13 protein-coding genes are annotated in these 14,519 nt (G+C 60.6%); 5 read left to right on the forward strand and 8 right to left on the reverse strand.

From position 1 onward, the window contains the following. Positions 1 to 114: 114 nt before the first annotated feature. Genes atuC through BMS17_RS21175 form a run of 3 tightly spaced genes read right to left on the reverse strand, consistent with a single transcriptional unit; the run spans position 115 to position 4,407 of the window. Positions 115 to 1,731 (reverse strand): geranyl-CoA carboxylase subunit beta, encoded by a 1,617-nt coding sequence (atuC, locus tag BMS17_RS21165; protein ID WP_046032370.1) that lies wholly within the window; start codon positions 1,729 to 1,731, stop codon positions 115 to 117. 3 nt (positions 1,732 to 1,734) lie between these two features. Next, complete coding sequence (locus BMS17_RS21170) at positions 1,735 to 2,604, reverse strand: SDR family oxidoreductase (protein WP_046032369.1); 870 nt, start codon at positions 2,602 to 2,604, stop codon at positions 1,735 to 1,737. Positions 2,605 to 2,616: 12 nt separating this feature from the next. After that, positions 2,617 to 4,407 carry an acyclic terpene utilization AtuA family protein gene (locus tag BMS17_RS21175; protein ID WP_175648981.1) on the reverse strand — a complete coding sequence of 597 codons (1,791 nt, stop codon included), beginning with the start codon at positions 4,405 to 4,407 and terminating at the stop codon, positions 2,617 to 2,619. Positions 4,408 to 4,597: 190 nt separating this feature from the next. On the opposite strand from BMS17_RS21175, the gene BMS17_RS21180 reads away from it, so the two are divergent. Both BMS17_RS21180 and BMS17_RS21185 read left to right on the forward strand, forming a co-directional pair. Beyond that, positions 4,598 to 5,224 (forward strand): TetR/AcrR family transcriptional regulator, encoded by a 627-nt coding sequence (locus BMS17_RS21180; RefSeq protein ID WP_077431676.1) that lies wholly within the window; start codon positions 4,598 to 4,600, stop codon positions 5,222 to 5,224. 89 nt (positions 5,225 to 5,313) lie between these two features. After that, positions 5,314 to 6,108: an ABC transporter substrate-binding protein gene (locus BMS17_RS21185; protein WP_175648982.1), complete on the forward strand. Its 795-nt coding sequence runs from the start codon at positions 5,314 to 5,316 to the stop codon at positions 6,106 to 6,108. A 33-nt stretch (positions 6,109 to 6,141) separates the two neighbouring features. Here BMS17_RS21185 and BMS17_RS21190 read toward each other — a convergent pair whose 3' ends face one another. The 4 genes from BMS17_RS21190 to dsbD form a co-directional block, all read right to left on the reverse strand. Further along, complete coding sequence (locus BMS17_RS21190) at positions 6,142 to 6,690, reverse strand: RNA polymerase factor sigma-70 (RefSeq protein ID WP_077431677.1); 549 nt, start codon at positions 6,688 to 6,690, stop codon at positions 6,142 to 6,144. A 256-nt stretch (positions 6,691 to 6,946) separates the two neighbouring features. Beyond that, complete coding sequence (gene dsbG / locus BMS17_RS21195) at positions 6,947 to 7,717, reverse strand: thiol:disulfide interchange protein DsbG (protein ID WP_077431678.1); 771 nt, start codon at positions 7,715 to 7,717, stop codon at positions 6,947 to 6,949. Next, the gene (locus tag BMS17_RS21200) at positions 7,693 to 8,559 is read right to left on the reverse strand and encodes a TlpA disulfide reductase family protein (RefSeq protein WP_077431679.1); all 867 of its coding nucleotides are present in this window, start codon (positions 8,557 to 8,559) and stop codon (positions 7,693 to 7,695) included. The genes dsbG and BMS17_RS21200 overlap by 25 nt, the downstream gene beginning before the upstream one ends. Then, positions 8,559 to 10,292 carry a protein-disulfide reductase DsbD gene (gene dsbD, locus BMS17_RS21205; RefSeq protein WP_046032362.1) on the reverse strand — a complete coding sequence of 578 codons (1,734 nt, stop codon included), beginning with the start codon at positions 10,290 to 10,292 and terminating at the stop codon, positions 8,559 to 8,561. Before dsbD ends, BMS17_RS21200 begins: the two co-directional genes overlap by 1 nt. A gap of 152 nt (positions 10,293 to 10,444) precedes the next feature. On the opposite strand from dsbD, the gene BMS17_RS21210 reads away from it, so the two are divergent. Both BMS17_RS21210 and BMS17_RS21215 read left to right on the forward strand, forming a co-directional pair. Further along, a complete protein-coding gene (locus BMS17_RS21210) occupies positions 10,445 to 11,125 on the forward strand; it encodes a response regulator (protein WP_046032361.1) in 681 nt (226 codons plus the stop codon). Continuing rightward, positions 11,122 to 12,447: an ATP-binding protein gene (locus tag BMS17_RS21215; protein WP_046032360.1), complete on the forward strand. Its 1,326-nt coding sequence runs from the start codon at positions 11,122 to 11,124 to the stop codon at positions 12,445 to 12,447. The genes BMS17_RS21210 and BMS17_RS21215 overlap by 4 nt, the downstream gene beginning before the upstream one ends. Before the next feature lie 135 nt (positions 12,448 to 12,582). Here BMS17_RS21215 and BMS17_RS21220 read toward each other — a convergent pair whose 3' ends face one another. Further along, positions 12,583 to 13,041, reverse strand: coding sequence for a VOC family protein (locus tag BMS17_RS21220; RefSeq protein WP_077431680.1), 459 nt, complete (start codon positions 13,039 to 13,041; stop codon positions 12,583 to 12,585). Between the two features lie 263 nt (positions 13,042 to 13,304). Between BMS17_RS21220 and BMS17_RS21225 the strand changes: the two genes are divergently transcribed. Beyond that, a complete protein-coding gene (locus tag BMS17_RS21225; protein ID WP_077431681.1) occupies positions 13,305 to 14,519 on the forward strand; it encodes an SfnB family sulfur acquisition oxidoreductase in 1,215 nt (404 codons plus the stop codon).

The following is a 14,519-nucleotide window of genomic DNA, read 5'->3' on the forward strand; positions in this document are numbered from 1 at the left end:
TCTCCTGATCGTTCCCACGCTCCGCGTGGTAATGCCTCTATGGACGCTCTGCGTCCGCTTTGGGACGCAGAGCGTCCCGGGCTGCGTTCCCACGCAGAGCGTGGGAACGATCCATCAAAAACGCGCGACGCCAAAACTGTTGGCTTGCAATGGCCGCACTTCGGCCTCGTGGCAGATATCCAGCAAGTAACCCAGCAACGTCCGGGTGTCCCGCGGATCGATCAGCCCGTCATCCCACAGATTGGCGCTGCCATAGAGAGCGGTGGACTGGCTGTCGAGTTTTTGCGCGGTGACCTGTTCCAGCATGTCGAGCATTTTCGGGTCGGGCACCAAGCCGTCCTTGAGCTGCTTGGCCTCGGTGACGATTCGCAGCACCTTGCCGGCCTGGGTGCCGCCCATTACGGCGGTGCGACTGTTGGGCCAGGCGAAGATGAAACGCGGGTCGAGGCCGCGACCACACATCGCGTAGTTGCCGGCGCCATACGAGCCACCGACGACAATCGTCAGTTTCGGCACCCGAGCGTTCGCCACGGCTTGAATCATCTTGGCGCCGTGCTTGATCACGCCTTGTTGTTCCGATTCGGTGCCGACCATGAACCCGGTGGTGTTGTGGAAAAACAGCAGCGGCGTCTGGCTTTGGTCGCAGAGCTGGATGAACTGCGCAGCCTTGCTGGCGCCCTTGGGTGTGATCGGGCCGTTGTTGCCGATAAAACCGCAGGCTCGCCCCTGAATTTTCAGTTGGCCACAAACGGTCTGTTGATCGAACTCACCCTTGAACTCAAGGAAATTCGAACCGTCGGCGATACGGGCAACGATGTCGCGCACGTCATAGGGTTTTTTCGGGTCGTCAGGGATCAGGCCCAACAGCTCATCGATGGGGTAGAGCGGTTCTTCATATTGACGTTCGGGTAACCAGGGCAACTGTTCGTTCCACGGCAGCAGGCTGACGATTTCGCGCACGTGTCGCACACCGTCGGCATCGTTCTCGGCCAGGTATTCGGCGGTGCCGGCGGTTTGCGCATGCATCTCGGCGCCGCCCAGTTCTTCATCGGTGGCGACTTCGCCGGTCGCCGCTTTGAGCAGGGGCGGGCCGGCGAGAAACAACTTGGCCTTGCCGCGTACGACCACCACGTAGTCCGATAAGCCCGGCTGATAAGCACCCCCCGCAGTGGCCGAGCCGTGCACCACCGTGATCTGGGGCAAACCCATGGCCGACATCCGCGCCTGGTTGGCGAAGCTGCGCGCGCCTTCGACGAAAATGTCCGCGGCGTAGTTCAGGTTGGCGCCACCGCTTTCGGCGAGGGTGATCACCGGCAGTTTGTTCTCCATGGCGATCTGTTGCAGGCGCAGGGACTTTTTCAATCCGCTGGGGGAAATGGTGCCGCCCTTGATCGCGCTGTTGTTCGCCACCACCAGCACCCGTACGCCGGACACGTAACCGATCCCGGCAATCAAGCCACCGCCGGCAGCACTGCCATCCTTATCATCGTGCAGCTTGTAGCCGGCCAGGCTCGCCAGTTCGAGGAACGGAGCACCGGGGTCGAGCAGCAGGTTGAGACGTTCGCGCGGTAGCAGTTGCCCGCGTTTGTCGAATTTTGGTTTGGCTTCGGCGGCCTTGTTCAACAGGTTCTGTTCGAGCTGGCGGACGTGTTCGATCACGGCCAGCATCGCGTCACGGTTCTGGGCGAACTGGGCGCTGAACGGGTCCACATGCGATTGAATCACCGGCATGGCTTATTCCTTGTCCTTGAGCACTTCTGGTAAGTACGCGCGGTGAAAACCGTTGTACGACTCACTGTTGGTAGCCTTGTGGATCGGCCAGGCGCGACCGCCCAGGCTCGCGGCACCGTCGATGCGCAAGGTGCTGCCGCTGACAAATGCCGCGGCCGGGCTGAGCAGGAACACAATCGCCGCGCTCACTTCCGATTCCGTCCCGATGCGTTTCAGCGGCACGTGTTCGCGCAAGGTCGGAATCACCGCTTTGAAAGCGCCTTCGTAAGTGTCCATACCGCTGGACGCGACCCACCCCGGCGCCACCGCGTTGACCCGCACCCCGGCGTAACCCCATTCGAATGCAGCGGTCTTGGTCAGGTTGTCCATGCCCGAACGCGCAGCACCGGAATGCCCCATACCAGGCATGCCGCCCCACATGTCGGCGAGCATGTTGACGATGGCGCCGCCATGCTTGCTCATGGATTGATTGAACACTTCCCGGGCCATCAGGAAACCGCCCACCAGATTGGTGCGCACCACGGTCTCGAAACCTTTCTGATTGATCGAGGCCAGGGGTGACGGGTATTGCCCGCCGGCATTGTTGACCAGCCCGTGGATCGGCCCGTGTTTGCGAATCAGCTCGCTGACCAGGTGCTTGACCGCTTCTTCCTCACGAATATCGCAGGTGGCCCAATCCGCCTTGCCACCGTCTTCGGCAATCTCGGCGGCGACGCTTTTCAGCTTGTCGGCCTTGCGCCCGACCAGCAGCACGTGCGCGCCGAGGGCCGCCAGTTCATGCGCGGTACACCGGCCGATGCCGCTGCCGCCGCCGGTGACAATGATGGTTTGGCCCGCAAACAAATCGGCTTTGAAAATCGAATCGTAAGCCATGGCGACAGTCCTCTAGTTGACCTGGTCGGCGATGCGCTGAGGCACCGGAATCTGGATCTCCAGCAGCTGCTGGGCGAAGGCTTTGCCTTGCGGATCGATCCGCAGGCTGGCCACGCCACCGCCGCCGAGGGCGTTTTCCAGTAGAAAATTCAGGCTGTGGGTGCCGGGCAAATACCAACGTTCCACGCGCCCGTGAAGAGGATCGAGGACGTGGCTCATCCAGTCGACCATCACCTCGGGTGTCAGCGCTTCGGCGATCCACGGCAGGTACTCGGGGTCGCGGGCCATGACGCCGATGTTGCTGTGATTGCCCTTGTCGCCAGAGCGGGCCACGGCGAGTTTGACCAGGGGCACGCTGGCATCGGCGCGGTCTGTGGGTGTGGGCGGTTCGAAGGCGACGGGCAGGTCTGCGGTGTCGAGCACATCGAGCGCGGGCAGGGCGCAGGCATAGCGCTGGCCGTTGAGGTTAATGTCCAGCGTGCAGACGGTTTTGTCGATAAGGAAGGAGAACAGGCGGATCAGCGGATACACCGTTGGCCGTCCACCGACGATTCCGGTCAGCCCCGGCGCCATGCCCGTTGCGGCTTGGGCGATTTCCCGGGAGAACATGATCAATGCTTGTTTGTTCGGGTGGCGCACGGCGAGTTTGATCACCACTTCGCGGCTGTCCCGGCGCTGGCCGTGGGGGCCGTAAGTGGCTTCGCTGCCGAGCAGTTCAATGTTCACTTCGCTGTAGGGCGCCCACCCACGCTGGCTGAACATTTGCGAGGTCTTGTTGATGATCGCTTCGCTGACCCGATGTGCCTTGGCGACTGCATCGATGCCCGCGATCAGGCAACTGGCGGTGCAGCGGAAGCCGTCCGGATACGTCGCGCTGACTTTGTACTGACCGGTCGGCGGCAGGCCTTTGGCACCGTGCACATGAACCGCGTTTTTACCGTGTTGCCGGAGTTTGACCTGGGTGAAATCGCACACGACATCGGGCAACAGGTACGCCCGTGGGTCGCCGATTTCATAGAGCATTTGCTCGCCAACGGTCAGGGGCGTGACCAGGCCACCAGAGCCTTCGGGCTTGCTGACGATGAACTGGCTGTCGGCACCTACCTCGACGATGGGGAAGCCGATGTGTTCGTAATCGGGTACGTCGCGCCAGTCGGTGAAATTGCCGCCGGTGCATTGGGCGCCGCATTCGATGATGTGGCCGGCCAGCGCGGCTTGCGCCAGCTTGTCGTAGTCATGCCAGGACCAACCGAACTCATGCACCAGCGCAGCGCTGACCACGGCACTGTCGACCACGCGACCGGTGATGACGATGTCCGCGCCCAGGCGCAAGGCTTCGACGATGCCCGGCGCGCCCAGGTAGGCGTTGGTCGAGACGCACATGGGCGGCAACGGTGCGCCGCTGAACATTTCATGAATGCCGCTGTTGCTCAGTTGTTTGAATTGCGGTTGCAGGTCATCACCCAGTAGCACTGCGATTTTCAGGGCGACGCCGGCCTTGTCGCACGCCGCCTGAAGCGCGGCAGCACACGCTTGCGGATTGACACCGCCGGCATTGCTGATGACGCGAATGTTCTGTTCGGCGAGGCGGGTGAGCAGTGGGCTGAGCACTTCGATGAAGTCGCCCGCATAGCCGGCTTGCGGATCTTTCATCCGCGCACCGGCCATGATCGACATAGTGATTTCAGCCAGGTAGTCGAAAACCAGATAGTCCAGGCGTCCACCTTCCACCAACTGCGCGGCGGCGGTCGAGGTGTCACCCCAGAAGGCGCTGGCGCAGCCGATGCGAATCGTTTTAGGCACAGTCAACTCCATAGCCACCTCCCACTGAAGTGGATCGAGACTACCAAGCAAGCGCTTGGTTTGTAAACGTCTGAAATATCTTCTGCCCGAGCGCTTGCTTGGTTGCCGCGGCCAGCTTAAATTGCCCGCGCAACCCCGCAGTTTTAGCGGCGAGCGGTGTATTTGATTGATCGACTGTAGGAGAGAACGGGTGGACGAGCAAAAAGCCCTGAGGGTCATGCGCGAATTGGTCGGCAACGGCCAATTGACCGACCCGGACAGCGCCCGCGGCAAACTGCTGCAAGTGGCGGCTCACCTGTTCCGCAACAAAGGTTATGAACGCACCACGGTGCGCGACTTGGCGGGGGCCGTGGGCATACAGTCAGGCAGCATTTTTCATCATTTCAAAAGCAAGGATGAAATCCTGCGGGCCGTGATGGAAGAAACCATCCGCTACAACACGGCATTGATGCATGCAGCCCTGGCCGACGCCGGTAATGTGCGCGAGCGCGTGCTGGCGCTGATCCGCTGCGAATTGCAGTCGATCATGGGGGGCAGCGGCGAGGCCATGGCGGTGCTGGTGTATGAATGGCGCTCGTTATCCGAAGAAGGGCAGGCGCAGGTGTTGGCGCTGCGTGACATTTATGAAGAGCTCTGGCTGCAAGTGCTGGGTGAAGCCAAAGAGGCGGGTTTTATTCGCGGCGATGTGTTCATCACGCGTCGTTTCCTGACGGGCGCGCTGTCCTGGACCACGACCTGGTTTCGCGCTGGCGGCAGCATGAGCCTCGATCAATTGGCCGATGAGGCACTGATTCTCGTACTCGAAGAAAAGCAGTAAGGTTGTGCCGGACCAGGGAAACTGGCTAAGTGGCTGAAACCGCCTAGCTTGAATGCATTGATGCGTATTTTTGGGGAGTGGTTGTTTTGATGTCTTCGCCAATCAGGACGGCTTCGCGGCTTTTGCTGGCGTCGCTTGCGGCGCTCTGGGTTTTGCCGTCCCAGGCTGCGCAACTGGTGCGGGTGGGCGCCGCCCATTTTCCGCCTTACACGATCCGTCCGGAATCCGGTGCCGACACCGGCCTGCTGCCACAATTGGTCGAGGCGTTGAATCGAGAACAAAGTGACTATCATTTTGTCCTGGTACCCACCTCCATTCCCCGGCGCTTCGGTGATTTCAAGCAGGGCCGGGTCGACATGGCTATTTTCGAGAACCCGCAATGGGGGTGGCAGGACATTCCCCACACCAACGTTGACATGGGCCTTGAAGACGCCGAGATTTTTGTCGCGCAACGCCTGCCGGATCGACAGCAGAGTTATTTTACCGACCTCACCGGCAAGCGCCTGGCCCTGTTCAGCGGCTATCACTACGAATTCGCCAACTTCAACGCCGAGCCTAAATTCCTCGCGCAGAACTACAACGCTACGCTGACCTATTCCCACGACAGCAATTTGCTGATGGTGCTGCGCGGTCGAGCGGACATCGCCTTGGTGACGCGCTCTTATCTGAGCGATTACCTGCTGCGCAACGATAAAGTTGCCGATCAGTTGCTGGTGTCCCAGCGCATCGATCAGGTCTATCACCACTACGCCATCCTGCGCCCGACCGCACCCATCAGTGGCGAGGCATTCGGCAAGTTGTTGCAAGGCCTGCGGGACAATGGCGAGATGCTGAAGATTTTCGACCCGTACAAGATCGCGGTGGTGCCGGTGCCGCGAACCTGATGACGCGCGCCACGGGTGGCTGAAATTCAGATGTTAGCGACGGATAAATGTATCCGCCTGACGCCCCGACACTTTGCGGCAGTGCACCAGCGCATCGCGGATCATGAAGTTCACCAGGGTCGGCGAAACGCCGAGTTCCTTGGCAATATCCTTTTGCGGTACTCCGTGCAGCCGGTACATCTCGAAAGCGTAGCGGGTACGGCTCGGCAGTTCCGTCAGCGCGTCGGCAATGTGCTCAAGGGTCGAGAAATTGATGTGCGAGGTTTCGGGTGACGCACCTTGAATCATCACGTTCAAACCTTCCTCTTCAGGGCCGGAATACTTCTGCTCCAACGCCTGTTTGCGGTAGTGGTCGATCGCCAGGTTGCGCACGATCTGGAACAGATAGCTGAGTTGGGCCTTGAATGAAGTCGTGATCGGCGGCGCTGATTGCAACCGGAAAAACGCATCCTGCACGACGTCTTCAGCACGTGACCTGCAACCGGTGATGCGAGCGGCAATCTTGACCAGTATCAGTCGATTCTCGACGAAGGCCTGAAGTAGCGGTGAGTCGCACCTGCTTGTGAATACTTGTTCCGTCATGGAAATCACCTTGCTGCCAATAGGTTGGTGGGACGGCACGCAGACTTGAGCCGTCCGACACATTGAGCAATAAGCTAGGCTTGATGATAATGATTGTCAATTGGGAAGAAGAATTGATACTGAGACTGGGTGCGACGTGCGAACACCGGCATGCGGTGTCCTCGTTTGCAGCCACTGGCCTGTCAGCGCCTATTTCGGCGCGATGCAGTACGTGCCGCAAAACGTGCCATGCCGTCGGACTGGCGCACCAGTGGGTTCACTTCGGCCCGAGGATTTTCGCCAGTTTTTCCGGCGAAGGCGCACCTTGCTGTTGTTGCAGTTCACCCTTGTCGTCCATATAGAAAATCGCTGGCGTGGCCTGCAACTCCAGGTCTTCCATCAACTGCATGTTCGCCGCCAGTTTTGCCTGAATCGCTGGAGGGACTTCTTTCAGCGCTTTGAGTGAGCTGTCCTTGCCAGCCTTTTCGTGTTCTTCCAGCGCTTTGCCCGGGTCTTTGGCCGCCAGCAGTGCAGCCGATTTACCCGGGCTGTCTTCGCGAATGATGCCGACCATGATGTGGCGCAATTGCACCTTGCCAGCCTTGACCCACGGCCGCGCCTGCGCCCAGAAGACGTTGCAGTAAGGGCAGTTCGGATCGCTGAACAGGTAGACAACACGCGGGGCATCTTTTTTGCCGTCGCCGATCCAGTTACTGGCTTCCATCTTGCCCCAGACTTCCTTCGACATCGGTGCGTAGACCAGCTTCTGCAACGGCGCGGAGGTCAGGTCGTTGCCGTCAGCATCGTAGAGATTGCCGAGCAACACATGCTTGCCATCCGGGGTCAGGTACAGCGCCATGCCACGGTTTTGGTATTGCGCCGCATAACCGCGCAAGCCGTCAGGCGCGTCGAACTGGCCGACGATTTTCGCACCCTTGGCTTCGATCTTCTTGATCGCTTCAGGCAGTTCTTCGGCGGCCTGTACCGACGGCAGGTGCAGCAGGGCTGCGCCCAGGGTGAGCGTCAGCAGGTGGCGGAGGCGTGGCATGGCAGTTTCCTTGAAGGGGTGGACGGTGTGGCAGAAGGAGGGGTGTCGAAGTTTTCCAGGGCACGGGCCAGGCTGGCTTGCGAGAGTTCGCCCAAATGGCTGCCCAGCAGGCGACCGTCATTGCTATAGAACAGCGTAGTCGGCAATGCCATGGAACCCACGGCTTGGCCCAGGCGACCGCTGCCATCGAACAACACGTTGCTCAGGCTCAGGCCCTGGGTTTCCAGGAACGTGCTGACGCTTTGCATGCTTTCGGCCTGATTGACGAACAGGAAGGTCAAGTCCGGGCGTTGCTGCTGGGCGTTTTCCAGCACCGGCATTTCCCGACGGCAGGGCGGGCACCAGGTCGCCCAGAGATTGATCACCAGCGGGCCACCCTTGTAATCGGCCAGTTGCACAGTTTCGCCGGCGGCATTGCGCAAGGAGATTTCAGGCAGGCGCGTGCCTTGTTCGTAAATGCTCAGGGAGAACGTTGCCAGCAGCCAGAACGCCAGGCCGCTGCCTACGCCAAAGCCCAGCGGCCGGCGTAAACCCGGACGGCGCCAGCCGCGATACAGGCTGGCAAGCAGCAGCACAATCACGCCAGGCCAGGCCAGGAAACCACCGTCGCGCAGGTCGATGATCTGCCACGGATCGTTGCGATAGTGTGCCCAATACACCGCCACGAAACTGACCCTGGCCGCCAGCATGCCGATCAGGAACAGGCTGAACAGCACCGACTCGGGATTATCGCCACCGCGCTTGGCCACCCGCCAGCCGACAAACGTTGCCAGCGCCAGAGCACTGATCAGCAGCAGGTGGTTAAGCGCGATGGCAAAGGTGCCGAGGGTGAAAGTCAGCATTAACGGGCGTCTCGGGTAGTGGTCCAGCGTTGCAGGAAGGTGTCGGCATCGACCTCGCCGGTGATGCGCTGGCTGCGACGCTCTTCGCCGTCGGCGCCGATCCACAGGAAACTCGGTGGCCCCGGCACTTTATAACGGCCGAGCAGTTCGCGGCTGGCGGCATTGTCGGCGGTGACGTCGAGCCGGAGCAAGCGCACATCGCTCAACGCTTGCATCACGTGGGCTTTACCGAAGACCTGTTTTTCCATGACTTTGCAGGAGGTGCACCAGTCGGCGTAGTAATCGAGCAGCACCCATTGGCCCTGCGCCCGCGCCGCGTCCAGTTCCTGTTGCAGCGCATTGGGGTCTTTGATCGTAGTGAATGCCTCGTGGCCGGTCGATGTAGAGGCACTCGCCGTGTTGGAGCCGCGATAGACCTGCAGCGGTTGAAACAGGTCATCGCTGCCACCTGCAGCGCCTATCATCAGCAGGCTGCCCCACAAACCGAGCAGCAATGAACCGGCGCCGAACACCTGCGCCGTTCGACCAAAACCACCGGACTGGCGCCAGGCACTGTAAGCGGCAATCAACAGCAGCGCGCCGCACAAACCGATCCAGAGCGATTGATCCAGTACCGGGCGCAACATCAGCAGTGCAGTGGCGAGGAACAGGAAACCAAACACGCCTTTGAGCAGGTTCATCCAGGCGCCCGGTTTGGGCAGGAAGCGGTTGCCGATCGTCACCAGCAACAGCAGTGGCACACCGATGCCGATGCCCATGGCAAACAGAATCAGTCCGCCATGCAGTGCATTACCACTTTGCGCGATATAGAGCAGGGCGCCGGCCAACGGCGCGGTCATGCACGGCCCCACCAGCAGACCAGACAAGGCGCCCAGTGCACCGGCACCGACCAGACTGCCGCCACGCTGATTGCGTGAAACATTTTCCAGGCGGTCGCGCACGGCCACCGGCAGTTGCAGTTCGAAGAAACCGAACATCGGCAATGCCAGCAACACGAACACCGCCGCGAAACTGCCCAGCAGCCACGGGTTTTGCAGCAACGCTTGCACGTTCGCACCGAGCAGTGCGGCCAATACGCCCATCGCCGCATACACCAGCGCCATGCTGACCACATAGCTGCCCGCCAGGGCAAAACCACGTTTAGAGGTGGCGCCGCTGCCCACAATCAAACCAGCCAGGATAGGCAGCATCGGCAACGAGCAAGGGGTGAACGCCAGCAACAGCCCCAAACCGAAAAACACCAGCAAACTCCAGCCCAGTGCCCGCTGTTGCAGGTCGCTGGCCAAGGCTTGATCCGGTGCTTCGTTTGCGGCAACCGTGACGTTGCCGCCCAAATCCACCACCTGCGTTTGCGGCGGGTAACACAAGCCTGCATCGGCACAGCCCTGGAAACCGACTTTGATCTGACCGGTCGCGCCGGCCGGGATCTTCAGTTCCAGGCCCTGGCGGTAAACCTGTTGTTCGCCAAAGAACTCATCACTGTGCGCTTCGCCTTCAGGTAGCACGGGGTGCTGCTCAGCAGGCAAACCGTCGAATTTGAGGCGCTTCTGATAAAGGTAATAACCGTCCGTGATCTGCCAATAGAGCTGGGTCTCACCCGTCTCAAGGCGTTCAGAGGTGAAAGCGAACGCCTTTTCCACCGGCAGAAATTCAGGTTTGGTATCGAACGGATTGGTCCCTGCCTGGGCCAGACCCGAGATCAAGAGGACAAAAAATAGAAACAGACGACGCATGGGTAAGCCTTATCCCTGTGCAGGTGAGGTGCACAATGGGAGGTGGCGATTAACCAGTGATTAACCGTGCCGGCCTTGTTGTCATGGTGCTTGCGGCATAATGTCCGCTTAATCGGCCAACGGCTTAATCACCTTTTTTCTGCGGGGCTCCCATGCACGTACTGGTTTGTGAAGACGATGAGCTGATTGCCAGCGGCATTGTTGCCGGGCTCACCGCACAGGGCCTGACGGTCGAGCACGTCGCCACCGCGTCGTCGGCGCGAGCGATGCTCAAAGTCGCGGAGTTTGACGTCATGGTGCTCGACCTCGGTCTTCCCGATGAGGATGGCCTCAAGCTGCTACAACAGCTGCGTCACAATGGCCTGGAGATTCCGGTGCTGATTCTCACCGCGCGCGATTCAGTAATGGATCGCGTCGATGGCTTGCAAGCCGGTGCGGATGATTACCTGCTTAAACCTTTCGATCTGCGTGAGCTTGCCGCGCGCCTGCACACCTTGTTGCGACGCGTGGCGGGGCGCAGTGTCAACTTGATCGAGCACGGTCGCCTGACGTACGACCCCAGCAGTCGCGAAACCTTGCTCGGCGGACAACCCGTCGACCTGTCGCGCCGCGAGCAGGCGTTATTGCAGGCTTTGTTGCATAACCGCGGGCGCGTGCTCTCCACCGAGCAACTCAAGGACAGCGTCTACGGTTTCAACGACGAACTGGAAAGTAACGCCCTCAACGTGCACATCCATCACCTGCGGCGCAAACTCGGCAACGGCATCGTCGAAACCGTGCGCGGCCTGGGCTATCGCCTGGGGCCGGCTGATGGCGGAGAACAGTCGAAGTGATGAGCCTGCGTTTGCGCCTGAGCCTGACTCTTGGCGCCGCTTTTGCCTTGATCTGGGCCCTGGCGGCAGCCTGGATGCTCAGCGACTTGCGTAACCAAATGATGTTTTCCCTCGACCAGCGGCTGGTGGCTTCAGCGCGGATGGTCGCCGGGTTGCTGGAACAATTGCCGGCATTGCCGAGCAAAGGCGAGGGCACCCATTTCAGTGCGGAGCAACTGAACATTCCGGGTGGCATGGCCTGTCAGGTCAGTTCATTGCGTGGGGAAATTCTCGCTCGCAGTCACAGCGATCCCGAACAAAAACTGGAAGCTGAAAAAATGGGTTTCCACGATCAGATGATTGATGGTGCGCCGTGGCGCAGTTTCACGTTGGCCCGGGGTGACCTGCGCATTACCACGGCCGACCGGCAAATCGAGCGCGAGGCATTGAACATGTCGATTCTGCTGGCGGCGTCGGTGCCTGTCGGGGTGGCGTTGCTCGGTTGTCTGTGCCTGTTGTGGCTCGGTATCGGACAAGGTCTGGCGCCGCTCAACCGGATGCGCGATGCCTTGATGCGCCGCAGCGCCGACTCCCTTGAACCCTTGCAGATTCAGCCGCTGCCGAGTGAACTGCAACCGCTGCTGGAAACCCAGAATCAGCTGTTGCAGCGCATCGGCAAGACCATCGAGCGCGAAAGACGCCTGACCGGCGACGCGGCGCACGAACTGCGCAGCCCGCTGACCGCCATCAAGACCCACCTGCAAGTGGCGCGCATGACCGACGGCGCGTCTCGGGATCAATCACTGGCCCGGGCCGAAGAGGGCGCTGACCGCATGCACCGCACCCTTGAACAATTGCTGTTGCTGGCGCGGGTCGAGGGCAGCCTGTCGTTTGACGACGGTGTGCAGTGCAGCGCCGAGCAAGTGGCGAAACTGGCGATTCAGGATGCGGCCAGCGGTGATCGCCAACGCATCAGACTGCAGATGCCGAGCACATTCTCCACTGCGCCGGTGCAGATGCCCGCCGTGTTGTCGATTGCTGCGTTGCGCAACCTGCTCGATAACGCCTTGCGCCACACCCCTGGGGATGGGGCGGTGGAGTTGAGCCTGGAAACCACCGGCAACCGTGTGCGTTTTCTGGTTCGCGACCATGGCCCGGGTATCGCCGAAGAGGACTTGCAACACCTGACCCAACGCTTCTGGCGCAACGGTCAGAGCACCGGTTGCGGGTTGGGGCTGGCCATTGTCCAGGCGATTGTCCAGCGTTGCGGCTGCACCTTGCATTTCAACAGTCAGCCGGACGGGTTGCGGGTTGAGCTGACCATGCCGTTGCAGTCCATCTGACTCGCATGGGTTCCATGTTGCGCGTAAAAAAAGCCCGCTGAACCGGTGGCCCGTCAGCGGGTTTTTTTCAGGTCTGAAATGTGTGTTGACGGTGAGGCCTCTTTCGCGAAGGGGCCAGAAGTGGCAACAACGATCTCAACCCTGCTGAAACATTTCCTTAGCCCGCTGCTCAATCTGCGCTTGAGTCAAATCCTCCTTGCGCGTGGCCAGGAACCACAAGTGCCCATACGGATCTTTCAACGTCCCGGAGCGGTCGCCGTAAAACTGATCCTTGACCTCGGACACCACCGTGCCGCCCGCGTCAATCGCCTGTTTATAGGACTTGTCCACGTCCGTCACATACAGATGCAGGCCCACCGACGGTGACTTGTCCGGGTTGCTCAATGGACCCTGGTCGCAAGGTGTGCCGAGCATGACCGGGCAGTCGCCGATCCGCAGTTCGGCATGCCCGATCCCGCCGTCCGGCATGGCCAGGCGCATGACTTCGATGGCACCGAAGGCCTTCTTGTAGAACTCGATGGCTTCGGCGGCTTTTTGAATGCCCAGGTACGGGGTGATGCTGTGATAACCCTCTGGAATGGGTTTAACGCTCATGATGAATCTCCCTGTTTGTTGTTGTGGGTGAAAAGGTGTCCTGTGCCGATTTCCGACCGGATAAATATAGGTCACTCCCTTGTTGGCATCCGCGCACCCGACGAGCAGCAACACTGTTCAGCCATCAACAGCGAAGCAGCAGATTGCTGGGCTGCGTGACGCCAGGACTTGAAAAACCCCGTCAACTGCCCGAAAACATTGGCGCGGGACCTCGGCACAGAAGCTGCAATGGCTCTGATAAACACTGCTGCCCGGAAGCCCAAATGCCTGAATCTGCCGTTTATCCGATTAACCCGCCGGCCGCCCATCGGATCGGCGATGACGCCGAAGCCTTGCGCGTCGCCGAGCGTGTCGCCGCTGTATTACTGGAGCAGGACGCCGAACGCGACCGCACCCGGCAGGTGCCCGTCGAGATCGTCGATCTGTATTCCAACAGCGGACTGTGGGGCATCAGCGTGCCGAAGGCATTTGGTGGTGCGCAGGTGTCCTGTGCGGTGCTGGCGCAGGTCATCGCGATCATCTCGGCCGCCGATCCGTCGCTGGGGCAGATCCCGCAAAACCACTATTGCCTGCTCGAAGACATCCGCCTGCAAGGCACACCCGAACAGCAGGCGCATTTTTTCGAGCTGGCGCTGCAAGGGCATCGCTTTGCCAATGCCTTGTCGGAAACCGGCGGCAAAAACGTGCAGGACATCCAGGCGACGATCCGCCGCTATGGCGATGGTCATGTGATCAACGGGCGCAAGGGTTATTGCACCGGTTCGCTCTATGCTCACTGGCTGGCGGTGCTGGCGCTGGATGAAGAACAGAAGGGCCAGTTGGCCTTCGTCGAACGCGGATCAAAAGGGCTGGTGATCGTCGATGACTGGGACAGCATCGGTCAGCGCACAACGTCCAGCGGCACCGTGCTCGCCGAAGACTTGCACGTGTCGGCGTTCAATCTGTTCCCGACCTATCGGTCCTATGAAACGCCAACGCTGGCCGGCCCCTTCGCGCAATTGACCACGGCGGCCATCGACGCCGGCATTGCCCGTGCGGCACTGCGTGACACCATTGCTTTCGTTCAGCAATACGCTCGGCCGTGGATCGACGCGGACGTGGAGAAGGCCAGTGAAGATCCGCTGACCATCATTCAGATCGGTGGCCTGGAGATCCGTCTGGAAGCCGCCGAAGCCTTGCTGGAACGGGCAGGGCGAGCGCTGGATGCGGCGCGTCCGGCGCCCGATGAAGACAACATCGCCCAAGCCTCCCTGGCGGTGGCCAAGGCCAAAGTGCTGACCACCGAAATCGCCATCGAAACCAGCAATAAACTCTTCGAGCTCGGTGGCACCCGCTCGACCTTGAAGAAGCACAATTTCGACCGGCACTGGCGCAACGCCCGGGTCCATACCCTGCACGACCCGGTGCGCTGGAAGTACCACGTCGTTGGCAACTGGCTACTCAACGGCGTGAAACCGCCGCGCCACGACTGGTCGTGA

The organism is Pseudomonas sp. C9 (genome assembly GCF_002000165.1).
GTDB lineage: Bacteria > Pseudomonadota > Gammaproteobacteria > Pseudomonadales > Pseudomonadaceae > Aquipseudomonas.